21 protein-coding genes are annotated in these 23784 nt (G+C 43.4%); 10 read left to right on the top strand and 11 right to left on the bottom strand.

Annotated features, from left to right (window positions below):
* Window positions 1–12: 12 nt before the first annotated feature.
* Together L3V25_RS14600 and L3V25_RS14595 are read right to left on the bottom strand one after the other, a co-directional pair.
* A complete protein-coding gene (locus tag L3V25_RS14600; protein WP_237296210.1) occupies window positions 13–1872 on the bottom strand; it encodes a DUF3413 domain-containing protein in 1860 nt (619 codons plus the stop codon).
* A gap of 47 nt (window positions 1873–1919) precedes the next feature.
* Window positions 1920–2642 (bottom strand): 3-deoxy-D-manno-octulosonic acid kinase, encoded by a 723-nt coding sequence (locus L3V25_RS14595; protein ID WP_237296209.1) that lies wholly within the window; start codon window positions 2640–2642, stop codon window positions 1920–1922.
* A gap of 296 nt (window positions 2643–2938) precedes the next feature.
* On the opposite strand from L3V25_RS14595, the gene L3V25_RS14590 reads away from it, so the two are divergent.
* Window positions 2939–3985 (top strand): glycosyltransferase family 9 protein, encoded by a 1047-nt coding sequence (locus L3V25_RS14590; protein WP_237296208.1) that lies wholly within the window; start codon window positions 2939–2941, stop codon window positions 3983–3985.
* 10 nt (window positions 3986–3995) lie between these two features.
* Complete coding sequence (locus L3V25_RS14585) at window positions 3996–5084, top strand: glycosyltransferase (protein WP_237296207.1); 1089 nt, start codon at window positions 3996–3998, stop codon at window positions 5082–5084.
* A gap of 58 nt (window positions 5085–5142) precedes the next feature.
* Here the strand turns inward: L3V25_RS14585 and L3V25_RS14580 are convergent, their stop codons facing one another.
* A complete protein-coding gene (locus L3V25_RS14580) occupies window positions 5143–6147 on the bottom strand; it encodes an NAD-dependent epimerase (RefSeq protein ID WP_237296206.1) in 1005 nt (334 codons plus the stop codon).
* A gap of 216 nt (window positions 6148–6363) precedes the next feature.
* On the opposite strand from L3V25_RS14580, the gene coaD reads away from it, so the two are divergent.
* On the top strand, window positions 6364–6849 hold the full coding sequence (coaD, locus tag L3V25_RS14575) for a pantetheine-phosphate adenylyltransferase (protein WP_237296205.1): 486 nt from the start codon (window positions 6364–6366) through the stop codon (window positions 6847–6849).
* Window positions 6850–6993: 144 nt separating this feature from the next.
* Here the strand turns inward: coaD and mutM are convergent, their stop codons facing one another.
* From mutM to radC, 5 genes are all read right to left on the bottom strand, one after another.
* Window positions 6994–7815 carry a bifunctional DNA-formamidopyrimidine glycosylase/DNA-(apurinic or apyrimidinic site) lyase gene (mutM, locus tag L3V25_RS14570; RefSeq protein WP_237296204.1) on the bottom strand — a complete coding sequence of 274 codons (822 nt, stop codon included), beginning with the start codon at window positions 7813–7815 and terminating at the stop codon, window positions 6994–6996.
* Window positions 7816–8009: 194 nt separating this feature from the next.
* Window positions 8010–8177 carry a 50S ribosomal protein L33 gene (gene rpmG, locus L3V25_RS14565; RefSeq protein ID WP_002535344.1) on the bottom strand — a complete coding sequence of 56 codons (168 nt, stop codon included), beginning with the start codon at window positions 8175–8177 and terminating at the stop codon, window positions 8010–8012.
* A 13-nt stretch (window positions 8178–8190) separates the two neighbouring features.
* Window positions 8191–8427, bottom strand: coding sequence for a 50S ribosomal protein L28 (gene rpmB / locus L3V25_RS14560; RefSeq protein WP_004728407.1), 237 nt, complete (start codon window positions 8425–8427; stop codon window positions 8191–8193).
* A 377-nt stretch (window positions 8428–8804) separates the two neighbouring features.
* Window positions 8805–9161 carry a four helix bundle protein gene (locus L3V25_RS14555; protein WP_237296203.1) on the bottom strand — a complete coding sequence of 119 codons (357 nt, stop codon included), beginning with the start codon at window positions 9159–9161 and terminating at the stop codon, window positions 8805–8807.
* An 88-nt stretch (window positions 9162–9249) separates the two neighbouring features.
* Window positions 9250–9924, bottom strand: coding sequence for a DNA repair protein RadC (gene radC / locus L3V25_RS14550; RefSeq protein ID WP_089124656.1), 675 nt, complete (start codon window positions 9922–9924; stop codon window positions 9250–9252).
* A gap of 327 nt (window positions 9925–10251) precedes the next feature.
* On the opposite strand from radC, the gene coaBC reads away from it, so the two are divergent.
* From coaBC to L3V25_RS14520, 6 genes are all read left to right on the top strand, one after another.
* Window positions 10252–11478: a bifunctional phosphopantothenoylcysteine decarboxylase/phosphopantothenate--cysteine ligase CoaBC gene (coaBC, locus tag L3V25_RS14545; RefSeq protein WP_237296235.1), complete on the top strand. Its 1227-nt coding sequence runs from the start codon at window positions 10252–10254 to the stop codon at window positions 11476–11478.
* A 15-nt stretch (window positions 11479–11493) separates the two neighbouring features.
* Window positions 11494–11952, top strand: a complete 459-nt coding sequence (gene dut, locus L3V25_RS14540; RefSeq protein WP_237296202.1) for a dUTP diphosphatase — start codon at window positions 11494–11496, stop codon at window positions 11950–11952.
* A gap of 162 nt (window positions 11953–12114) precedes the next feature.
* Window positions 12115–12705 carry a nucleoid occlusion factor SlmA gene (slmA, locus tag L3V25_RS14535; protein ID WP_089124658.1) on the top strand — a complete coding sequence of 197 codons (591 nt, stop codon included), beginning with the start codon at window positions 12115–12117 and terminating at the stop codon, window positions 12703–12705.
* Window positions 12706–12868: 163 nt separating this feature from the next.
* Window positions 12869–13840, top strand: a complete 972-nt coding sequence (lpxL, locus tag L3V25_RS14530) for an LpxL/LpxP family Kdo(2)-lipid IV(A) lauroyl/palmitoleoyl acyltransferase (protein ID WP_237296201.1) — start codon at window positions 12869–12871, stop codon at window positions 13838–13840.
* A 262-nt stretch (window positions 13841–14102) separates the two neighbouring features.
* On the top strand, window positions 14103–16184 hold the full coding sequence (gene recG, locus L3V25_RS14525) for an ATP-dependent DNA helicase RecG (protein ID WP_237296200.1): 2082 nt from the start codon (window positions 14103–14105) through the stop codon (window positions 16182–16184).
* Window positions 16185–16582: 398 nt separating this feature from the next.
* Window positions 16583–17944, top strand: coding sequence for a nucleobase:cation symporter-2 family protein (locus L3V25_RS14520; RefSeq protein WP_237296199.1), 1362 nt, complete (start codon window positions 16583–16585; stop codon window positions 17942–17944).
* Between the two features lie 329 nt (window positions 17945–18273).
* Here L3V25_RS14520 and envZ read toward each other — a convergent pair whose 3' ends face one another.
* The 3 genes from envZ to greB all read right to left on the bottom strand — a co-directional run bounded on the left by envZ (window position 18274) and on the right by greB (window position 21242).
* On the bottom strand, window positions 18274–19617 hold the full coding sequence (envZ, locus tag L3V25_RS14515; protein ID WP_237296198.1) for a two-component system sensor histidine kinase EnvZ: 1344 nt from the start codon (window positions 19615–19617) through the stop codon (window positions 18274–18276).
* Window positions 19618–19834: 217 nt separating this feature from the next.
* Window positions 19835–20557, bottom strand: coding sequence for a two-component system response regulator OmpR (gene ompR / locus L3V25_RS14510; RefSeq protein WP_089124664.1), 723 nt, complete (start codon window positions 20555–20557; stop codon window positions 19835–19837).
* 205 nt (window positions 20558–20762) lie between these two features.
* Complete coding sequence (gene greB, locus L3V25_RS14505; protein ID WP_237296197.1) at window positions 20763–21242, bottom strand: transcription elongation factor GreB; 480 nt, start codon at window positions 21240–21242, stop codon at window positions 20763–20765.
* Between the two features lie 160 nt (window positions 21243–21402).
* Between greB and L3V25_RS14500 the strand changes: the two genes are divergently transcribed.
* Window positions 21403–23721, top strand: a complete 2319-nt coding sequence (locus tag L3V25_RS14500) for a Tex family protein (RefSeq protein ID WP_237296196.1) — start codon at window positions 21403–21405, stop codon at window positions 23719–23721.
* Window positions 23722–23784: the final 63 nt, after the last annotated feature.

The following is a 23784-nucleotide window of genomic DNA, read 5'->3' as shown; positions in this document are numbered from 1 at the left end:
CTTCCTAAATGATTACTTTCTAAATCGACTAATTTGCTCTAACGCTTGCTGTACATATTTATAGTTTGGTGAGCCATCTTTCGGATGATTAGTGGTATCCATATATTTCGATTGTCCGGCCGCACCTACTTCTAAAATAGCATCTTTGGAAACAACACCATATCCGCTATAGCTTGAGATTAACATCCATGGACGCTGTTGAGGTTGAGCGAATAGGTCTACTCCTGTTGAGTAGTCATCTGTTGGGCTTGTCACACCTAAATACTGCTCCATGAGTGTCGGGACGATATCTTCATGGCTTGTATACTCGCGTCCCCACTCTGTACCAATATTTTTCGGTACTTTTGGTCCAACAATAACAAACGGAACTTGAGTCTGTGCCGGTGTGAAGTTGCTGTTGTGCCCCCAGTAATTAAGCTTATTATCGTTCAACTCCTGCGCATGGTCCCCAGTGATAACGATAACCGTATTTTCTAGGTCACCCGTTTCTTTTAGCTTATCGATCACTTGTTTCGCTAAACTATCGGTAAAATGCACACTAGTTTTATAACGATTCATAAATGGCTTCACGTCGGTATTATTATTTAACTCTAAATAATTAATCGTTTTCAGCATAGGCTTATACTGATGGTCATAATCTTCAGGGAAATCGTACGCATGTGGTGAGTCATAGAACAAAAATGAAAATACAGGTTTAGATTTATCGCGCTTATCGTACCAAGCTTTCCAATCTTTGGTTAAGTTGATATCTCGCTCCGGTGAAGAATTGCCTTCCGAACGAATGCGTAGATTCTTTACATTTACAAAAACTGTTTGATCGAACTCTGGCGATGTTAATTTCGCGGCAGCAAATAATCCTAACTGATAATCCATTTGCTGTAAGCGATCCATCAATACTGGCGCTTTTCTATTCGCTAAAAAACTGTGCCAATAAGTCCCTGGCATGCCATAAAACATACCGAAGATACCTGTTCGGGTCGCATTACCTGTTGATAGATGATTTTCAAAACTTTCACCTTGCTGCGATAGAGCCCATAAATTGGGTGAGTTATCTTGATTAAAGGTATCTAAACGCCATGAGTCGATCACTAAAAACATAATATTGACGGGCTTATCAACGGAAGTTGTCTGTAAAGGACTTAGTGGATAATTTAAGCTGCTGTCACCTTTTAAAGCCATCGCTTTTTGTTGCTCAATAGCTTCTTTATCCAACCATCCGTGTTTTTCCATAAAAGAGTTCGCAGTGGCCGGTTGGAAAAGCGGTAAATACTGCTTAACGATACTAATAGGTTGATAGGCATTGGCAGCCGCCCAAATGTGTAAGCCATTACAAACTAAGGCTAGAACAATAGTTAAGTAAGTAAATTTACGGCCAAGTTTGATTTGTGTTAGTCGGGGCTTTGAGGCTATTTGAGCGATAACGGCATACTCCAAAGCAACTAAAATTAGCACTCCAGAAATAGCCATCAACCAAGTCACAATCGGGAAATCAACCACATCCCCAGAAAAAACTAACTCAACGACGACCGCATTCATATGAAATCGATATTGAGCAAATACAAAGGTATCGATAATCAGTACGCAAATCGCGATAGAAGCAATCAATGAAATAAGAATGCGACTTATATGCTTAGGCAGTAGTAGTAGCGGTATTGTAATCAAGCCGATGACCGCAGTAAGCAAGGTCATTTGGCTCCAAATTCCTGTCACAATAAAACTTAGACTCAATAAGTCATCAGGAAAAGCGGGAAGGTAGGCAAAATAGCGAAACGAAATCAGCATAGCTAAAATAGCATTGATGAGAATGAGCCAGCCATGCGCGTGTAATTTTTGCTTAAAACTTAACTGTGCTGATGATGTTATATTGTTCAAAATAATACCCAATCTTCTCTATAGGGAAACAGTGTGCCCACTATAACCTATTGATTATAACCTAGCTCTAAAGCAGCCCAATCGGTACTTTGCTGCCAATGTATATTTCGTTTCTTTAATTCTTTTTTAAACGAACGCAGTAAACGGTCTAAATTAGACTTTTGCCAAACTGAAATATTACTTTCAAATCTATTTGGCTCTAAATGACACTTATCAAAATCAATGATCCACACCTTATTATCTTCATCTAACAAGATGTTATGAATGTTAAGATCGGTATGATTCACATTCGCTTCATGCAATTTTCGAATTTGCTGGCCGATAAGCTGATACGTCGTTTTACTCAAGCTGCCCTCTTGCAGAACCGCCACTAAATCTTGGGCCCCTTCAATTTTTTGGGTCAAAATGTCAGCTTGATAGCAGATTGTTCGTTTTACCGCTCGTGCCGCAATCGGCTTAGGAACATTCACTCCTGCATCAACTAAGTGCTGTAATAGCTGAAACTCTTCACAACTACGGGTTTTATGCCATTGGCTAAACCAATAATGATCTTTAACTAGCTTGCCAAATAACCCACCACGTCGATAATGACGTAACGCCGCTGGTAATTGTTCTGTTTGCACAAACCACGTCGTGCCGCGGCCTTGTGCCGAGCCAGTCACCTTTCCTTGAGTGTGCCAATGTTCAGGGTCAAATACCTGCTCAACAGAATCGGTAATTAAGGTTTCGTCATACCAGATGACTTGTTTGTGGGATGTGAGTGTTTTCATGTGCGTAGGATACCGTGTCTCGTGTCTCGTGTCTCGTGTCTCGTGTCTCGTGTCTCGTGTCTCGTGTCTCGTGTCTCGTGTCTCGTGTCTCGTGTCTCGTGTCTCGTGTCTCGTGTCTCGTGTCTCGTGTCTCGTGTCTCGTGAGGGAGTTTGATTTTCTTTTGCCTTAAATCAAACTAAATATCGTGTTTTCTCGCAACACGAAGCGAAGCGCTCACCTAACTCGTAACAATGCACTTTTTTCTACTGCACCATTCCCCTATAATCAAAGCAACTTTTTCCAATGTGAAACCTTTATGCCCTTATTTACTTCTGCCCCTGAGTCTCTGTGTTTTTTGCGCTTATCCGCCATTGGTGATGTATGCCATGCAGTCGCGGCAGTACAAGCAGTACAAAGGCACTGGCCTGAAACAAAAATCACCTGGATTATAGGCAAAGTAGAAGCTCAATTACTTGAAGGGGTAGAGGGCATTGAGTTTATCATTTTTGATAAGAAAGGAGGTTATGCAGGCATGAAGTCGGTTTGGAAACAACTTAGTGGCCGTCGCTTCGATGCTCTCGTTCATATGCAACTCGCATTGCGCGCTAGCCTTCTCACGCTCGGCATAAAAGCCAAATACAAAGTGGGTTTTAACAGACAGCGTGCCAAAGAAGGCCAATGGCTATTCACTAATAAAAAAATTGATGATGTTGAATCACAACATGTTTTAGATAGCTTTTTATCATTTGTCGAATATTTAGGTATTCCCAAGTCTGAGCCTAAATGGAATATGCCAATTTCACCGTTGAATACAGACTGGGTCAATCAACAGATTCCAACACAGCAAAAAGTTCTCGTAATCAGCCCTGCGGCCAGCAAAGATGAAAGAAATTGGCTTACCGAACGATATGCACAATTTGCAGACTATGCCATAGAGCAAGGCTATCAAGTTATACTATGTGGTTCACCAAGCGAGCGAGAGATACAGCTTGGCGAAAATATTCGTCAATTTATGAGTCATCAAGCGACCAACCTTATTGGTCAAACATCACTCAATCAGTTACTTGCGGTTTTAAATCGGGCAGATATCGTATTGGCTCCAGATTCAGGCCCTGCCCATATGGCCACAACTCAAGGCACACCCGTTATTGGTTTATATGCTCACAGCAACCCTAAGCGAACAGGTCCTTATTTAAACCAAGCCAATACGGTGAGTGTTTATGAAGAGTGTTTGTTAGAACAATATGGAAAACCAAGCTCTGAACTCCCCTGGGGAATCAGAGTGAAAGGGGATAAGTTAATGGAAAAGGTAAGCCTCCAATCCGTAATTGAGCAATTACACACCGTTCAAACAACTAAATAATGAGCCTAAAATGAATAACGCTAAAGTTTGTTTTGTCAACACATCGGACTCTTGGGGTGGGGGTGAAAAATGGCACCATACTGCTGCTGTTCAATTATCTAAAACCGATAATGTTAGCGTCATTTCTCGGCCTAATAGTAAGCTACTCAACTCTTTAGTCGATTCAAATATAAGCCTTTTTGAGTTTAGTATTACCAACACTAGTTTTGTTAACCCGCTTAAAATATTTCAGCTTTATAGACACTTTAAGCGTTATCAATATTCTTCTATTGTGTTAAACCTCCCTGCCGATGTAAAAAGTGCAGGTATTGCGGCTAAATTGGCCGGAATTAAAAAGATTATCTATCGACGAGGAATGCCACACCCTATAAGAAACACTGCACTCAATCGTTATTTATTTGGTAAAGTTGTGACTGATGTGATCGTGAATTCAGATGAGATTGGTCGGTCTATTGTCCAAAATAACCCTAATATTATTCCCTCGGATTCAATACATACGATATACAATGGGGTGAATATTCAGGAATATAACAAAGAAAATATCACACCTCTATTCTCTAAGAAAACAGGTGACGTACTTTTAGGTACTGCCGGTCGCTGTGTTAATCAAAAGAATCAATTAATGCTTATCGATATGATGGTACACCTGAAAAAAAGTGGACATAGAGTCAAACTCTATATTGCGGGTACAGGTCCACTATATTCACAATTAGAATCTGCTATTGTAGAAAATAAACTCACTAATGATGTCTTCTTGCTGGGTTTTGTAAAAGACACTAAAGCATTTTTGGCTAGTTTAGATATATTTGTTTTCCCTTCTCACTACGAAGGTTCTTCTAACGCGATTATTGAAGCTTTGGCGATGGGCTTGCCAACTGTAGCCTTCGATATAAGTAGCATGCCAGAAATGGTGATTGAGGGTGAGACAGGTAAGTTAGCTCAATATAACCATATAGAGAGCTTTACCGCTGCAACAGAATCTTTAATTCTTGATGTTGACCTTCGAAAAAAAACCTCACACCAAGCAAAAGCATTGGTCAGTGAAAAGTTTAATAATCAAATAATTTTCCAGAAAATTAAAACATTACTATCAGAGTAATTTATAACGAAAAAATGGGGGATTACTTAATCACCCCATTGAATCGACATTCTTCGCTTCAGTTTTTATAAAACTCTTTATACCAATCAACAAAGTTAGCAACACCTTGCTTCACTGACATTGATGGCTTATAACCAGTAACATTAAATAAATCTTGTGTATCAGCGTAAGTGGCATACACATCGCCTGGTTGCATTGGCATGAAGTTTTTCTTAGCCTCAACACCAAGAGCATCTTCAAGTGCTTCAATATACTCCATCAATTTAACCGGATTACCATTACCGATGTTATAGACTTTATAAGGCGCTGAACTGGTTGCAGGTGATCCTGTCTCTACTGTCCATTGTGGATTTTTTTCAGGTATAACATCCTGAATTCGAATGATACCTTCTACAATGTCATCAATGTATGTAAAGTCGCGCTGCATATCTCCATTGTTATAAACGTCGATCTCCTTGCCTTCTACTATCGATTTAGTAAATTTGAACAGCGCCATATCGGGACGTCCCCAAGGGCCATATACCGTGAAGAAACGTAAACCAGTCGTTGGCAGTCCATATAGATGGGAATAGGTATGTGCCATTAATTCATTCGCTTTTTTGGCAGCCGCATACAAAGATATAGGGTGATCTACAGTATCAGAGGTATTGAATGGCATTTTTTTATTTAAGCCATATACTGAACTTGAAGAGGCATAAACGAGGTGTTCAATCTTGTGATGACGGCAGCCCTCTAAAATAGTTAAGTGGCCGACTAGATTACTATCAGCATACGCCATTGGATTATCAATTGAATAACGCACTCCAGCTTGTGCAGCTAAGTGAATGACTCTTTGAAATCCCTGCTCTGCAAATAATGTAGCAACCCCTTCACGGTCAGCTAAATCCAATTCGATAAAAGTAAAGTTCTCATGTTTAGCACGGTTTAAACGTGCGTGCTTCAATTCAACTGAATAGTAGTCATTAAGGTTATCAACACCAACAACTTGATGACCAGCTTGACACAAACGCTCTACAACTGATGAACCTATAAAGCCTGCCGCACCCGTTACTAAATATTTCATATCGCTTTCACCTAATTACATTAATGCAGTGATTTTATGCCAATCTCCTTGTAATAGCCAACAACAGAAAACCTTAATCAATAAACTCAATAATGCAGATAGATTTACAGGCTATATTTTGAAATACTGCCGTTAGATCTAAATATAGTAATCATTCGATTCTTAGTTTATAAATAACAAATCAATGATTTACTCCCAAATAGCGAGCAAAGCGATATGACTAAGCTAACCACACCTGCCATTTACCCTGGTACTTTTGATCCAATTACTAACGGTCACTTTGATTTAATCAAACGTAGTGCTCGCTTGTTTGATAGTGTCGTAGTTGCGGTTGCGGAAAGCCCAAGTAAAAACACTATGTTTAGCCTGCAAGAAAGGGTTGATATGGTGAAAGAAGTCACTAAAGATCTGGATAATGTCACTGCGGTGGGCTTTTCTGGGCTACTTGTTGATTTTGCGAAGCAGCAGAAAACCAATATTTTGATCCGCGGCCTACGTACTACAGTCGATTATGAATATGAGTTTGGCTTAACAAGCATGTACCGCAAGTTAATGCCAGAGCTAGAAAGTGTTTTCCTTACCCCTACCGAAGAGTTTGCTTTCCTGTCTTCTACTATTGTCCGTGAAGTGGCGATTCATGGCGGGAATGTTGATCAGTTTTTGCATCCGTATGTGGTGGATAAGGTGAAAGCAAGAACGTGACTCGTTTATCGGGCGCTTCGCTGCTTGTGGCTAGAAAAAGATAAGATCTCATTCCTTCCTAGCCTAAGTGAGAGCGGAAATCTACTCACCACCGCTCGGCTCTGCTCTTCCAAGTTACGAGTAACGAAGTGCCCTAGAAACGAGTTACGAAAACGCTTTCCCCTGACACCTTTCACAATAAAAACTATTCCTCTGCCCGATTTTTTCTTCTTGAATCAATTCTCTACAAACTGGGCAAGGCTTGCCGGCTTTTCCATATACCAATAGTTCTTGAGCAAAGTAACCGGGCTTACCATCTGCCTGATTAAAGTCTTTTAAGGTAGTTCCGCCTTGGGTAATTGCTCTTGCCAGTACTTTTTTAATTTCATTCACTAGCAAGGTGATTTGCTCTAGCGTTAATGTGCTAGCTATTGCTTTAGGGTGAACTCTGGCACCAAATAAAGATTCACTCGCATAAATATTACCCACGCCAACCACGACTTTGTTATCCATGATAAATTGCTTCGTCACCACTTTACGTTTCTGAGCTTTTTCAAATAGATACTGCGCATTGAAGTCATCAGTCAAAGGCTCAGGGCCAAGGTGACTCATTACGTCATGTTCTGTACCGGTTTCACACCACAGCCAAGCCCCGAAACGACGAGGATCGTGATAACGCAGCACTTTGCCATTGGTTAGAATAAGATCTACATGATCGTGCTTATTGGGCTCGATCCATTGATCCAACACTCGCAAATTACCCGACATGCCTAAGTGGATAATGGCTGTGCCTGTATTTGTTTCAATTAATAGATACTTTGCCCGACGTCGAATAGAGCGAATCACTTCCCCTTGAAGTAATAAGATTTCTTCTGGCACAGGCCAACGCAACTTGGGCTGTCTAACGTCAATTTTTTGAATGGTTTGGCCGAGAAGGTGTGGGGTGATCCCCATTCGGCTGACTTCAACTTCGGGTAGTTCGGGCATAAATCGTCCTTGAGTGTGTATGTGGGGCAGGGAGATTATACGGGAAAGAGGGAAAGCGTTCGAATCTCGTTTATCGGGCGCTTCGCTGCTCGTGGCTCGAGTAACAAGAAGCGAAGCGCCCTAGCGACGAGCAACGAAAAAAACCCAGCCTACCGAAGCAGTCTGGGTTTTCAATTTCTAAAGAGAAAAACCAATTACTTGATTTTAGCTTCTTTGTACATAACGTGTTGGCGAACTACTGGATCAAATTTCTTGATCTCAAATTTGCCTGGCATGTTACGTTTGTTTTTGTCAGTTGTGTAGAAGTGACCTGTTCCAGCAGATGATACTAGACGGATTTTCTCACGAATGCCTTTAGCCATTGTTCAATTCCTCTTATACGTTCTCGCCACGAGCACGGATATCAACAAGAACAGCATCGATGCCTTTCTTATCAATAATACGCATACCCTTAGCAGTTAGACGTAGTTTAACAAAGCGTTTTTCGCTTTCGACCCAAAAACGGTGAGTTTGTAGGTTCGGCAGAAAACGACGCTTGGTAGCATTTCGTGCGTGTGAACGGTTGTTACCCGTTACAGGACGCTTACCAGTTACTTGGCATACTCGGGACATGAATGTCTTCTCCAAATCGTTTCAGCTCGATATCACCTTGGGGCAAAAACCGCTATGGAAAAAACCATACCAAGGCTATCAAAGGTCGCGCATTATACTAACTTGACATGCATTGCTCAAGACCTGTGCGGATCCTTTTTAGGAAAAACACGATCTTTTTTTGAACAGAGCAGTTTTTAAACGCTTTTTTTGCACAAGAACACAGAGCTGAATAAGGTTCTATAAAATTAGTGCGCGGATTGTAGCAGATTTTCGGCAAAAGCTAAGTGATTTTTTTAATAAAAGAGTAATCGTCTCTCGGAATCTCGTGGCTCGTGGCTCGAAAAAGAAAAAAAGCGATAAGAAACAGCGTTATATCTCGTAAAGAATTTTCATCTTTAACCTATTTTTATCTTAATCACTCTAGAACTAATAAGACCAGCTAGCATCTTAGAAATATCACGTACGAGTAGTTCATACTCATCTGCCACTTCATCATCAAGATATCCAAATTCACGAGCAAGCATTAATTGAGTTAACACTTCTCCTGCCGAACCTTTGGCAATATAAAGAAACCTAATGGACTCTTTTAATGTTTGCCTCTCTTCTCCTTCCGCGATATTCGATACTATGGACACAGTGGCTCTGCGAATTTGATCTTTTAAACCGTAATCTTTCCATTTCTCTGATTGTTTATAGATTTTCTTGGTAAGGTCAAAGCTAAATTGCCATACCCTTAGTTTTTCATACCGCATAATCGCCCTATCTATTAGTTAATTGAGATTCCTAGTGTCTTTTCCGAAATACGAGAAGCGAAGCGCCCTAATCACGAGCTTCACGCGCTCACATCCACCCCCTTTCCGCAAACGACACTACTTCCCCATCACCAATGACAAAATGATCCAGTATTCGTATATCCACCAATCCCATTGCTTCAACTAAACGGCGGGTGATTCTTCGGTCGGCATCGCTCGGTTCGGCAATTCCAGATGGGTGGTTGTGGGCGAGAATTAAAGCAGCAGCGTTGTGGTGCATGGCTCGTTTGACGACTTCTCTTGGGTACACTGAAGCCGCATCAATCGTGCCTTCGAACATGACTTCATCGCTGATCACTCGGTTCTGGTTATCTAAAAACAAAACGTAGAAGGCTTCTCGATGACGATCTCGCAGTACACTACTAAGATAATGTTTGGTGTGTTCAGGGCTGGTTAACGCATCGCCACGTTTGATGGTTTCAGCTAAATAACGCTTAGTCATTTCAACTACGGCTTGCAACTGAGCGAACTTGGCACTGCCTAGTCCTTTATGGGAGCAAAATTGCTGTTGTGAGGAAGAAAGCAGCGCACGTAGTGAACCAAACTCTTTTAATAAGTGGTCAGCGAGTTCTATCGCGTTCATACCTTGTAGGCCGGTACGTAGAAAAATCGCTAATAATTCCGCATCCGATAGCGATTGAGGGCCTCGTGCGAGCAATTTTTCACGAGGGCGAGATTCTTCAGGCAGTAGTTTTAAAGACATGATAAAGGCTTATATTGAGCAAAACTCGATAACAACAAGCTTTCTCCCAGCATTCAAATAGATAAAGCGAAAAAACCGATAAGATCTTAACAATGGGTGAGCGAAAAAAAGGTTACAATCAAAATGTTAATTGGCTCGAAGTTACCTAAAAGCAGTTTATCGATGCTGAATTATTCTCAATTTATAAACTTATGGTAACTTATACCCATCGACTTCATGGTGACATTCCCTTTTAGTGCTTTCTAGCGAGTAATATTAAGAAAGCAAAAGGACGTAAATCATGTCAATTGAAGCCTAACTTCATTTAAATCAGGTACAGTTATTGTGATTGAACAAAGCTTGGTAGGAAAAAATAGCTTAGCAGGAAAAAAAATCCTATTAGGGATCAGTGGTGGTATTGCGGCTTACAAATGTGCTGACCTCACCCGTCGCCTCATTGAACGCGGAGCACAAGTTCAAGTGGTGATGACGCCAGCGGCCAAAGAATTTATTACTCCACTGACCATGCAAGCCGTTTCAGGACGCCCTGTTTCCGATAGTTTGTTAGATCCTGCCGCGGAAGCTTCAATGGGCCATATTGAATTAGCAAAATGGGCCGATTTAATTTTACTTGCACCTGCCACTGCCGATTTAATTGCCAGAATGCGTGCCGGCATGGGCAACGACTTACTGACTACATTAATTCTAGCCTCTAACGCTCCGATAGCGGTGGCTCCGGCGATGAACCAGCAAATGTATGCCAATGTAGCCACCCAAGACAATCTATCCATTTTAACTCAGCGTGGCATGATGATTTGGGGGCCTGCTGCAGGACAACAAGCATGTGGTGATGTGGGTTACGGTCGCATGCTAGAACCGATGGAACTGGTCGCCCATTGTGAGGCCTTCTTTGGCCCTAAACCTCTACAAAATATTAAACTCACGATTACCGCAGGCCCAACTCGCGAAGCCATCGATCCGGTGCGTTATATTTCCAACCACAGCTCAGGTAAAATGGGCTTTGCGATTGCAGAAGCCGCCGCCAATATGGGCGCAGAAGTGACATTAATCAGCGGCCCAGTAGCATTAGCGACACCTGCCAACGTCACCCGTATTGATGTTGAAAGCGCAGAGCAAATGCACCAGGCTGCGATGGAACATGCGGTAATCAATAATATTTTCATCAGCTGTGCGGCAGTTGCCGATTATCGACCAAGTAACGTCGCGGAGCAGAAAATCAAAAAAACCTCCGATAACGATCACATGCAGATCAACATGGTGAAAAACCCGGATATCGTAGCCTCGGTTGCCGCGCTAACAAAACAGCGTCCATTTACCGTAGGCTTTGCCGCTGAAACTCAAGATGTCGAACAATATGCTCGCGGTAAACTGAAAAAGAAAAATTTAGATCTCATCTGCGCCAATGATGTTTCCGTCGCGGGGTTAGGCTTTAACAGTAACGACAACGCCTTACATTTATATTGGAATGGTGGCGAGCAAGCTTTAGCCACTGCAAGCAAGGCGCAATTAGCCAAGCAGTTGCTTAACATTATTGCCGAACAATTTAATCAGTAAAAGAAGACATTAAACATGACGAAGAAGATTGATTTAAAAGTATTAGATAGCCGTATCGGCAAGCAATTCCCGCTACCGGCCTACGCAACTGAAGGCTCTGCTGGCTTGGATTTACGCGCTTGTTTAGATGAAGCGCTAACCGTTGAACCGGGACAAACTCACCTCGTTCCAACCGGCCTTGCCATTCATATTAATGATCCTAGTCTAGCGGCAACTATCCTTCCTCGTTCTGGTTTAGGCCATAAACATGGTATTGTGCTCGGCAATTTAGTCGGCTTAATTGATTCAGACTACCAAGGCCAATTAATGGTTTCAGTCTGGAATCGCGGCCAAGATACTTTTACTATTGAACCTGGCGACCGCATTGCGCAATTGGTTTTTGTGCCAGTCGTGCAAGCTGAATTTAATATCGTAGAAGATTTTGATGCCACAGAACGTGGTGAAGGTGGGTTTGGGCATTCGGGGAAGAAATAAAAAGCCGAAGCTCGTGTCTAGGGCGCTTCGCTCCTCGTAACTAGGTATAGACTCGCGCTCTTACCACTACTATCTCAGTTCAACTTAAGTCACATAACCTCGAGAAACGAGAGACTAGAAGCGTAGCGCTCGAAAAACGATAAGATAAAACAAGGAAAAACCATGGCAGGGCCAAAAAAACATAATCGTCGTGAAGAGATCCTTCAGGCATTGGCGCAAATGTTAGAGTCAACAGATGGTGCCTCGCGTATTACTACTGCGAAATTAGCGAAACAAGTTGGGGTTTCAGAAGCGGCGCTTTATCGTCACTTTCCAAGTAAAGCACGTATGTTTGAAGGCTTAATTGAGTTTATTGAAGATGCCTTGTTATCACGCATCAACCGAATTTTAGCCGAAGAAAAAGACACCTTGAAGCGCATTCGTTTGGTCCTACAATTATTATTAGCCTTTGCTGAGCGTAACCCAGGCTTATCTCGTATCATGTCTGGTCACGCATTGATGTTTGAAAATGAGCGCCTACGTAGCCGTATTAATCAATTGTTTGATCGTATTGAAACTCAACTACGCCAAATCCTGCGTGAACGTCAAATTCGCGAAGGTAAAAGCTTCCCGGTTGATGAATCGATTCTAGCTGCTCAGTTATTAGGTCAAGTCGAAGGTAGCTTAAATCGCTTTGTGCGCTCGGATTTTAAATACCAACCAACGGAAAACTTTGAGCAGTATTGGGCGTTGTTAAAGGCGCAGATGGAATAAAAGAACGAGACTCGTTACTCGGCCGCTGCGCTGCTTGTTTCTCGAAAAAGATAACAGCGATTGCAGAGTCGGAATCATTTCGAGCAACGAGTCACGAGAAACGAAGTGCCCGAGATTCGTAAATCTTTTAACCATCATTACGCATAATTTTAGAGAGAAATGAATGACCGATAAAAATACATCCCAAAAAGAGGAATCTCTGGTCAATTTTGTGCCACCGAAGTTTTCACTTAGCCTGCTACACCCTAAATATTGGGGCGTTTGGCTCGGCTTTGGTTTTATCGCTTTGCTTGTTAATGTTTTACCGTATCGCGTTCTATATTGTGTTGGCCGTTCACTGGGTTACTTATCGATGTTTATCGTTAAGAAGCGCGTGAAAGTCGCCCAACGTAATCTTGAGCTATGCTTTCCAGAAATCAGCCAGACTCGTCGTGATTATGTAGTTAAGGAAAACTTCAAGAATACCGGCTTTGCGATCTTTGAAAGCGCGATTGCTTGGTTCTGGCCAGATTGGCGTTTAAAAAAGCGTGTAGGCTACTATCATGTTGATCGTCTTACTCATTTCGAAGACCAAGGTCGCGGTACTCTAATCTGCGGTGTTCATGCACTGAATGTTGAGTTAACCGCTCGCTGCTGCGCTTTATTCTCGCCGGGTTATGGCGTTTACCGTCCACACAACAACCCTGCGTATAACTTTATTCAGCACTGGGGCCGTACTCGCAACGGCAACATTATGGTCGACCGTAAAGACGTAAAAGGTATGCTGAAAGTTCTACGCAGAGGCAAAAAGTTATTCTATCTACCAGATCATGACTATGGTCCTAAAAATGCGGTATTTGTACCCTTTTTTGCGGTACCCGATGCCTGTACCACGTCAGGAACGGGTGTATTAGTCGATGCCAGTAAATGTGCGGTACTTCCTGTGTCTTGTTTCAGAGTCGGCTTTCGTTATGACTTCCGAATCGAGCAAGATATTAGTGAAGCCTTCCCACGACGCGATCCAGAAGGTGCCGCTACCCTCATGAATAAAACCATAGAGAAACTCATCTTACGTGGTGGCGATCAATGGATGTGGCTGCATAAGCGCTTTAAGACCATGTCTGATGGGCAGCCGAAAGGGATTAGGTATAAGTGAGTTCCTAGTTTCTAGGAAAAGAAAAAGATAGTTACGAGAGCCGAGTGCGCTTCGCTTCGAGTTACGAGAAAAAGCTTTTCCACGCTTCTCGTATCGCACAACCAAACGCTGTTGTGCGCTCTTCGGCTCCCGAGCGTAGCGTCCTCGTAACCCGCACCTAGGAACTAGGAACTAGGAACTAGGAACTAGGAACTAGGAACTAGGAACTAGGAACTAGGAACTAGGAACTAGGAACTTTTATTCCAAAACACGAGAAACGTACATGCAACCACAAATCCTTTCCGCGGTACCATTAACCTCCCTTTCTGGTGTTGGGGCAAAGGTGGCTGAAAAATTAGCCAAGATAGGTTTGCATTCGATCCAAGATTTACTGTTTCATTTACCTTTACGCTACGAAGACCGTACTCGTATCTATCCTATCGCCAAATTACATGCCGGATTATTTGTCGCTATTCAAGGTCGAGTAATGAGTTGCGATACTCATTTTGGGCGAAAAAAAATGCTGACAGTTAAAGTAAGTGATGGCAATGGCACACTGACTTTACGTTTTTTCAATTTTAATGCAGGCATGAAAAACAACTTTTCAGAAGGTCGTCCACTGTATGCTTATGGTGAAATCAAACGCGGCAATATGGGGCTTGAGATCATGCACCCTGACTATCACTTTTTAAATGGCAGCGATGCGCCGCAGTTGGAACAAAGCTTAACGCCAATTTATCCAGCTACTGATGGCTTACGTCAAAATACCCTCAAGAATTTAACCGACCAAGCGCTCGAATTATTAGATAGCTCTGCGGTGACAGAATTACTGCCTAGCGGTTTATACGATCATCAAATTACCTTAAACCAAGCGCTGCATACCATTCATCGCCCTTCGCCTGACATTGATATGCAACAGTTTGAATTGGGTAAGCACCCAGCGCAACGACGCTTAATTATTGAAGAATTACTCGCACAAAATTTATCTATGTTGGATGTGCGTAGTAAAGGGCAACAAGATCAGTCATTGCCTCTCAGTTGTAGTAGTCAACTTAAACAACAACTACTTGCCACTCTGCCTTTTACGCCAACCAATGCTCAGGCTCGTGTAGTCGGTGAGATTGAAAAAGACTTACAACAACCACACCCAATGATGCGCTTAGTGCAAGGCGATGTAGGCTCAGGTAAAACGCTGGTTGCAGTGTTAGCAGCCACTCACGCATTAGAGCAAGGTTATCAAGTCGCATTGATGGCACCGACCGAGTTATTAGCCGAACAACATGCGATTAATTTTGCCCAATGGTTAGAGCCACTCGGTATTTCAGTCGGTTGGTTGGCTGGTAAACTTACCGGTAAAGCCAAACAAACTCAGCTAGAGCGCATTGCCTCTGGTGAAGCTAAGATGATAGTGGGTACTCACGCGCTTTTTCAGCAGCATGTGGAATTTAATCATCTAGCGCTAGTTATCATTGATGAGCAGCACCGCTTTGGTGTCCACCAGCGTTTAGAGTTGCGCGAGAAAGGAAAAAGACAAGGTAGTTACCCTCATCAACTGATCATGACGGCAACCCCCATTCCGCGCACCCTTGCCATGACCGCTTATGCCGATTTGGAAACTTCTATTATTGATGAACTACCGCCCGGCCGAACCCCGATTCAAACCGTCGCGATTGCTGATACTCGCCGTAAAGATATTATCGAACGAGTTCGTATCGCCTGCGCCCAAGAAGGTAAACAAGCCTACTGGGTATGTACCTTAATTGATGAATCCGAAGTGTTGGAAGCTCAAGCCGCAGCCGATACCGCGGAAGAATTGCAACGCCAACTACCTGAACTCAACATTGGTTTGGTGCATGGCCGCATGAAGCCCGCCGAAAAGCAACAAGTGATGCAGCAATTTAAATCTGGTGAGTTACATTTATTAGTCGCCACCACCGTGATTGAAGTTGGGGTCGATGTACCTAACGCCAGTTTGATGATCATCGAAAACCCTGAGCGTTTAGGCTTAGCACAGCTTCATCAGCTACGTGGCCGAGTAGGACGTGGCTCGGTGGCCAGTTCTTGTGTGCTGCTTTATCACGCACCACTGTCGAAAACCGCGCAAAAACGTCTCGGCGTGCTACGTGAAAGTAACGATGGTTTTGTGATAGCCCAGAAAGATCTCGAAATCCGCGGCCCCGGTGAAGTACTCGGCACCAAGCAAACAGGCGTAGCGGATTTTAAAATCGCCGATTTACTGCGCGATCAGTACCTAATCCCCGAAGTACAGCGTATTGCTCGCCACATCCACCAGCAATATCCAAACAATGCCAAAGCGATCGTTGAGCGTTGGTTGGGTGAGCGTAGTGAGTATGTGAAGGCGTAAAGGATTAAACGGCTCTCGTTTATCGGGCTCTTCGTTGCTCGTAACTCGGAAAAGATAAAAGCTTATATTCACAGAACAATAAAACCCTGTCATTCCGCACATGAGCCTAAGCGAAGAGGATACGGAATCTCCTACCGCGATTTAATAACTCAATTGCTGTAGAAGATCCTGAACTACGCCACTACGTCGCTTTCAAGGTAACAGTTCACTTCTAGCGTCCGCTTTTACACGCAACACGAAACACGCCACTCGCAACAATCTTTTCGGCTCCCTAGCGCAGCGTCCCCGAACCTCGTTCCCTGCCACACGCAAACGTTTGCTTTATTCATCCAACCTCTTATAATATGCGCAAAATTCTTGACGTATCAGTCAACAAATATTGGATTATAAGGAAGATTATGACTGCCCCGCATGCTTCACGACCTACGGAACTGGTGTATCAATTAAATGATCGTCCACCCTTGCCTCAAACCGTTTTTGCCGCTCTGCAACACTTGCTTGCGATGTTTGTTGCAGTCATCACCCCTTCTCTTATTATTTGCCAATCTTTAGGGGTTCCTGCTGAGCAAACCAATACCATTATCAGCATGTCACTATTTGCTTCGGGTATTTGTTCATTTATCCAAATCCGTACGATTGGTCCGATTGGTTCTGGTTTACTTTCCATTCAAGGCACCAGTTTTAACTTCCTAGGGCCAATCATTGGTGCAGGCCTATCTTTAAAAGCTGGCGGTGCTTCGATTGAAACCATGATGGCAGCAATTTTCGGCACTATCTTGGTGGCTTCTAGTGCAGAAATCTTCCTTTCGCGCATTTTGCAGTACGCACAAAAAATCATTACTCCACTTGTGTCGGGCATCGTAGTGACATTAATTGGTTTAACGCTGATCCAAATCGGTTTGGTCTCAATTGGTGGTGGCTATGGCGCAATGGAAAACAACACCTTCGGCAGTTTGGATAACCTAGCACTTGCCGGCGTCGTGTTAGGTCTAATCGTGATTTTAAACCGAGCGAAAAACCCGTACTTACGCGTAGCATCCATTGTGATTGCGATGTTTGTCGGCTGCGTTGTGGCTTATTTCATGGGAATGCTTGATCTCAGCCAAACCGCTCATACTGAAATAGTCGCCTTGCCAATTCCAATGCAATTTGGTCTAGGGTTTGATTGGTCGTTGTTTATTCCTTTAGTGCTAATCTTCCTTATCACCGCACTAGAAGCAATTGGAGATATTACCGCGACGTCAGAAGTTTCAGGCGAGCCGGTTGATGGCCCGGTTTACCTAAAACGTATCAAAGGTGGCGTATTAGCCGATGGTTTAAATTCTGCAATTGCCGCGCTATTTAACAGCTTCCCTAACTCAACCTTTAGCCAAAACAACGGCATCATTATGCTAACGGGTGTGGCGAGTCGTTATGTAGGTTACTTTATTTCCGGCATGCTGATTATTCTGGGACTATTTCCGGGCGTAGCAAGTTTTGTACAGTTAATTCCAGAACCAGTACTTGGCGGCGCGACTATCGTAATGTTCGGTACAATTGCCGCAGCTGGGGTTCGCATTATTTCTCGTGTTGATTTAGACCGCCGCGCGATTTTAATCATGGCGTTGTCTTTTTCGATGGGACTAGGCATTGCGCAAAAACCAGAGATTCTGCAATTTATGCCAGAGTTTATTAAAAGTATTTTCTCATCCGGTGTAGCAGCAGGTGGGATCACTGCGATTTTGCTGAGTATGTTGTTGCCGGCGAATAAAGAAGATTAGAAGGCGGAGCGAATCTCGTTTATCGGGCGCTTCGCTTCTCGTAGCTCGGAAAAGATAAAAGCGTAAATTCACGGAACAATAAAACATCGTAATTCCGTACATGAGTCTAAGCGAAGAAGATACGAAATCTCCTACCGCGATTTGATAACTCAATTGCTGTAGGAGATCCTGAATTGCGCTCCTACATCGCTTTTCGGGAATACGCCTCATTTTTAGCGTCCGCTTTTACACGCAACACAAAACACGCTACACGCCACAATCAATCACAGCTCTTTCTTTTCCGAGCTACGAGAAGCGGAGCGCCCTAGATACGAGCAACGAAATCCACTTTACCCCTCTCTAACCAATCTCTTCTCTTTCTTCGCGGTTGGAATGCTGATCTGCACTTTCAAACCACCTTCGGTGCGGTTGGTAACCACAATTAAACCTTGGTGCTGGCTGACAATACGCTTAACAATCGCAAGCCCTAATCCCGCGCCTTCACTACTACCACGAGCAGTATCACCTCGGGTGAAAGGTTCAAATAACGATGCTAACTGGGCTTTATCAATGCCGGGGCCATTATCTTCAACGGTGACCCAAACCAACTTATTATCTGCTGTCATACCGGTAGAGACTTTAATCCAGCCATTGCCATAGCGTAATGCGTTAACAATCAGATTCGATACCACACGCTTAAGCGCCACTGCCTCACCTAGAGCATGACGAATTTCTTCAGTAATGGTTAATTCAAAATCGGTACTGTGTTTATCTTGTTCTGCAATCACTACTTCCGAAACAATTTGATTTAAGTTTACCGCTTGGTGGTCTTTAGTATGGGCCGGTTTAAGGTAGTCCATAAACTGGCTAATAATTTCATTACACTCTTCAGTGTCTTTAATCATGCTTTCCGCCAAGTAATCATCTTGCGGTGACATCATTTCAGTGGCTAAACGAATACGTGTTAACGGGGTGCGTAAATCATGGCTAATGCCCGACATCAATAAAGCGCGATCTTCTTCTAGGGCTTGGATACCTTTCGACATTTGGTTAAATGCTTTGGTTACCGCTAAAATTTCTGATGCGCCTTTTTCTGGTACTGGATCGGGAATCTCCCCTTTACCTACTGTCTTCGCCGCTTCTTCCAATGCCACTAATGGCCTATTTTGCAGACGCATGAAAAACCACATGCCGGCGATTAATAACAAGGCAATTAACAAGCTATTACGGAACAGCGGTGCAAAGTCTTTTTCGGTTAGTTCGGTTAACGGAATACGGATCAAGTGATCGGGTAAAGCATCGACTTTAAGCCATAGAACGTAACTTTCAGCGCCTAAAACTAAACGAACTTCTGTCGGCGAGCCTACTTCATCACCCATTTCCTCACTCAAAAAGTCGATAGCCGAAGCAACTTCAAACTCTTTAGCTTGTGGGGAATCTTCCGGATAAATCGACACCCCAAGTTCGGCTAACAGTTCACGGCGAAATGGTCGTTCTTGTTCACCAGATTGTTTCAACATATCTTCTTCGTCTAACATCAAACGAACTTCATGGGAAAGAATCCGATTAAACTGTTTAAGACTAGGTAGTAACGCGTAGTTAAACACGATCATATAAGACAAAACTTGGCTAGCGATCAGAAGAACCACTAAGAAAAAAACGGTTTGAGTACGAGAACTGCGAAAGCGAAGCATGGGAAAGTACCGATTAAATAAGAAATAGAAAGGTTACTAATAATTAAAAAGAAGTTTGATAGTCATTAGGGTGACTGTCAATCAGTTATCGTTTCTCGTGACTAGGGCGCTTCGCTTGTCGTAGCTAAGATCCATCATAGAACACATAAAATAAAAGCGCGTTGCTTTGCAGCTCTGCGCTTTTTCGAGTAACGAGCGACGAGGTTCGAACCCCGTGTTAAACCTTCTTCCCATCAGGAACAAAGACATAACCTAAGCCCCAAACCGTTTGAATATAACGAGGATGGCTTGGATCTTCTTCTAGCATACGGCGTAGGCGAGAGATTTGTACATCAATCGAACGCTCCATCGCGGAATATTCACGGCCACGCGCCATATTCATTAACTTGTCACGAGACATTGGCGTGCGAGCGTGCGTTACCAAAATCTTCAATACCGCAAATTCACCTGAAGTTAGTGGCATTGGCTCTTCACCACGGAACATTTCGCGAGTACCTAGGTTTAAAGTAAATTCACCAAACTTAACGATTTCTTCATCTGAGCTTGGGGCTCCCGGCGCTTCAACTGATTGACGACGCAATACTGCACGTAAACGAGCAAGCAACTCACGTGGGTTAAATGGTTTTGGTAGATAATCATCAGCGCCAACTTCTAGGCCAACGATACGATCGATTTCATCGCCTTTCGCGGTCAGCATCACAATCGGTAGTTGATTGTTATCTTTACGTAAGCGCTGGCAAATAGATAAACCATCTTCGCCAGGTAGCATTAAATCGAGCACCATTAAGTGAAAGTTTTCACGGGTTAATAAACGGTCCATTTGCTCAGCATTGGCAACACTACGTACTTGAAAACCTTGCTCTGATAAATAACGCTCGAGCAATGAACGTAGACGAGCATCGTCATCGACCACTAGAATTTTATAATTTTCTTGTTGCATTGAATTCTTCCTATTCACTATCACTGGTGATTTTAATCAATATACCCTCTTGATAGGGCTGAACATACACCTAATCGAAACTTTACTCAGAATACTTAAATATAGAGCGAATTGTCTTTAACTAAGTACCAATTTGTAACAAATACCTGTCTTTTTTATGGTTTTATAGCTAATAACTTCAAATCTGAATTTTAATAACTGGCAATTACTTGCTGTCATATCGAATTGAATTCACAAACCACTCTTTATCACCATCGGGAGTTTTGACCACTACTTCATCGTCGACCTCTTTTTTCAACAAGGCGCGTGCCATTGGTGAATCAATCGAAATATAGTCTTTTGCGTCGCCATAAATTTCTTCAGGGCCTACAATGCGAAATGACTTCACATCCCCAGCTTCGTTTTCAATTTCGACCCAAGCCCCGAAGAAAACCTTTCCTTCTTGTTGAGGAGAGTAATCGACTATGGTTACTTCGGGCAGAAACTTGCGTAGGAATCTCACCCGTCGATCTATTTGACGAAGTAAACGCTTGTTGAAGGTGTAGTCAGCGTTCTCAGAGCGATCACCTAGGCTAGCCGCCCAAGTCACAATTTTAGTGATCTCCGGGCGTTTTTCATGCCACAAATGATCGTGTTCAGCTTTTAGCTTATTATAGCCCTCTCGGGTGATCAGCTTGGTTTTCACATCAATATCCTGAAAAGTAACACCAATTAAACGTTAATAGCGTTGATTATACTGCAAAGTCGATTGTTAATTTATCGCTAACTCAAGATTAATCCCTTGCTCCCTAGTCGATTAGCTTGCAGAATCCTAGCCAACAGTAAGCATTATAAAGAGAGACACCATGAGCCAACAGAACCAAATCTGTCAGATCATCGCTCAAGAATTAAATGTTCGCGTTGAACAAGTTCTTGCCACGGTCACCTTAATCGACGATGGCAACACTGTACCTTTTATCGCGCGTTATCGTAAAGAAGTCACTGGCGGCTTAGACGATACTCAACTGCGTAATTTAGATAGCCGTTTAAGCTATTTACGTGAACTGGATGACCGCCGCCAAACCATTCTAAAATCGATTCGTGAGCAAGATAAGCTAACGCCCGAGCTTGAAAAAGAAATCTTAGCCACCGATAGCAAAACTCGCTTAGAAGATCTCTATTTACCTTACAAACCAAAGCGTCGCACTAAAGGCCAAATCGCCATTGAAGCGGGTCTTGAACCACTAGCCGATGCGCTATGGCAAAACCCGCAACTCGATCCTGAAGTGGAAGCGGCTAAGTACGTTAAAGATTCCATTGCCGATACTAAAACCGCACTCGATGGTGCGCGCGCAATTTTAATGGAGCGCATGGCTGAAGATGCCGACCTTCTAGACAAAGTACGTACTTACTTGCAAAAAAATGCCGAGCTGCAATCTCGCGTGATCACTGGCAAAGATCAAGAAGGCGAGAAGTTTAAAGACTACTTTGAACATAACGAACTGATCAGCCGTGTACCGTCACACCGCGCCCTTGCGATGCTACGTGGCCGTAATGAAGGCTTCTTACAATTAAGCCTTAATGCTGACCCGGCGCAAGAAGAAAGCGTACGTGGTTCGTATTGTGAAACCATTATTGCCGATCATTACCGAGTGAATTTTAATAACGCACCAGCCGATAACTGGCGCAAACAAGTGATCAGCTGGGCGTGGCGCATTAAGATTTCAATGCACCTTGAAACCGAATTGATGGGCGCAATGAAAGAACGCTCTGAAATCGAAGCGATTGAAGTGTTTGCGACCAACCTAAAAGATTTATTGATGGCGGCTCCCGCTGGCCCTCGCGCTACTCTAGGTTTAGATCCGGGTTTACGTACTGGCTCAAAAATCGCAGTCGTCGATGCCACCGGTAAAGTATTGGCAACGGAAACCATCTATCCGCATCAGCCGCATAATAAAATCGAAGCTTCTACCAATACGATTTTGAAATTAGTCAAAGCGCACAACGTCGATTTGATTGCGATTGGTAATGGTACGGCTTCACGTGAAACCGATACTTTAGTTGCTGACATTATCAAGCGTCACAACTTAAAAGTGCAAAAAATCATGGTCAGCGAAGCCGGTGCCTCGGTGTATTCCGCCTCTGAATTAGCCGCCAAAGAATTCCCAGATATGGATGTATCACTACGTGGTGCGGTGTCGATTGCTCGTCGCTTGCAAGATCCATTGGCAGAATTAGTGAAGATTGATCCTAAATCGATTGGGGTTGGTCAATACCAACATGATGTAAGTCAGTCGATGTTAGCCAAACGCCTTGATGCAGTAGTAGAAGACTGTGTGAATGCGGTTGGGGTCGATGTCAATATGGCTTCTGCTGCGCTGTTGACTCGTGTGGCCGGTTTATCGACGACCATGGCACAAAACATTGTTGATTATCGTAATGAGCAAGGCCGTTTTGATTCACGTACCGCGCTGAAAAAAGTGCCTCGCTTAGGGCCAAAAGCCTTTGAACAGTGTGCGGGCTTCTTACGTATTATGAACGGTAAAAACCCACTGGATGCTTCATCGGTTCACCCAGAAGCCTACCCTGTGGTGAAGAAAATTGCTGAGCAAACCGGTAAAGCGACCAAAGCATTGCTGGGCGATAGCGAGTTCTTACGTAACCTACGCGCGACGGATTATACCGATGACACCTTTGGTCTACCGACCGTTACCGACATCATCAAAGAGCTAGATAAACCGGGCCGAGATCCTCGTCCTGAGTTTAAAACTGCAACCTTTGCTGAAGGGGTGAATGAAGTTAAAGATCTTGAAATCGGCATGATTTTAGAAGGTGTGGTATCGAATGTGGCTAACTTTGGTGCCTTTGTTGATATCGGCGTTCACCAAGATGGACTAGTACATATTTCTGCTTTGACTGATCGCTATGTAGCTGACCCACGTGAAGTAGTGAAAGCTGGCGATATCGTGAAAGTCAAAGTGATGGAAGTGGATATTCAGCGTAAGCGTATTGCTCTAACCATGCGTTTAAACGATCAACCGGGCGAGCAAAACTCACAACGTAGTGCTAAGCCGAATAATGATCGTCGTCAGGCTCCGCGCCAGCAAACCCAGCGCCAAGCTGAGCCAGCTAATGCTGCAATGGGTGGTGCGTTTGCGGCAGCGTTTGCTAAAGCGAAAAAGTAGAAAAGAGGTAGCGAGTTTCGAGTTCCTAGTTTCGAGGAAGAGTAATTTCCCGATCGTTGTTGC

It is taken from the genome of Vibrio sp. CK2-1 (assembly GCF_021726515.1).
Classification (GTDB): domain Bacteria; phylum Pseudomonadota; class Gammaproteobacteria; order Enterobacterales; family Vibrionaceae; genus Vibrio.
The sequence above is the reverse complement of the archived record's forward strand: the minus strand, read 5'-3'. Positions and strand labels throughout refer to the sequence as shown.

Coding starts and splice junctions, on each gene's coding strand:
- mutM (WP_237296204.1), bottom strand. CDS start 7,815: ATGCCCGAACTACCCGAAGTTGAAGTCAGCCGAATGGGGATCACCCCA.
- slmA (WP_089124658.1), top strand. CDS start 12,115: ATGGCAGGGCCAAAAAAACATAATCGTCGTGAAGAGATCCTTCAGGCA.
- ompR (WP_089124664.1), bottom strand. CDS start 20,557: ATGCAACAAGAAAATTATAAAATTCTAGTGGTCGATGACGATGCTCGT.
- recG (WP_237296200.1), top strand. CDS start 14,103: ATGCAACCACAAATCCTTTCCGCGGTACCATTAACCTCCCTTTCTGGT.
- L3V25_RS14520 (WP_237296199.1), top strand. CDS start 16,583: ATGACTGCCCCGCATGCTTCACGACCTACGGAACTGGTGTATCAATTA.
- L3V25_RS14595 (WP_237296209.1), bottom strand. CDS start 2,642: ATGAAAACACTCACATCCCACAAACAAGTCATCTGGTATGACGAAACC.
- L3V25_RS14580 (WP_237296206.1), bottom strand. CDS start 6,147: ATGAAATATTTAGTAACGGGTGCGGCAGGCTTTATAGGTTCATCAGTT.
- rpmG (WP_002535344.1), bottom strand. CDS start 8,177: ATGGCTAAAGGCATTCGTGAGAAAATCCGTCTAGTATCATCTGCTGGA.
- L3V25_RS14585 (WP_237296207.1), top strand. CDS start 3,996: ATGAATAACGCTAAAGTTTGTTTTGTCAACACATCGGACTCTTGGGGT.
- L3V25_RS14590 (WP_237296208.1), top strand. CDS start 2,939: ATGCCCTTATTTACTTCTGCCCCTGAGTCTCTGTGTTTTTTGCGCTTA.
- lpxL (WP_237296201.1), top strand. CDS start 12,869: ATGACCGATAAAAATACATCCCAAAAAGAGGAATCTCTGGTCAATTTT.
- envZ (WP_237296198.1), bottom strand. CDS start 19,617: ATGCTTCGCTTTCGCAGTTCTCGTACTCAAACCGTTTTTTTCTTAGTG.
- L3V25_RS14555 (WP_237296203.1), bottom strand. CDS start 9,161: ATGCGGTATGAAAAACTAAGGGTATGGCAATTTAGCTTTGACCTTACC.
- dut (WP_237296202.1), top strand. CDS start 11,494: ATGACGAAGAAGATTGATTTAAAAGTATTAGATAGCCGTATCGGCAAG.
- rpmB (WP_004728407.1), bottom strand. CDS start 8,427: ATGTCCCGAGTATGCCAAGTAACTGGTAAGCGTCCTGTAACGGGTAAC.
- coaD (WP_237296205.1), top strand. CDS start 6,364: ATGACTAAGCTAACCACACCTGCCATTTACCCTGGTACTTTTGATCCA.
- radC (WP_089124656.1), bottom strand. CDS start 9,924: ATGTCTTTAAAACTACTGCCTGAAGAATCTCGCCCTCGTGAAAAATTG.
- L3V25_RS14500 (WP_237296196.1), top strand. CDS start 21,403: ATGAGCCAACAGAACCAAATCTGTCAGATCATCGCTCAAGAATTAAAT.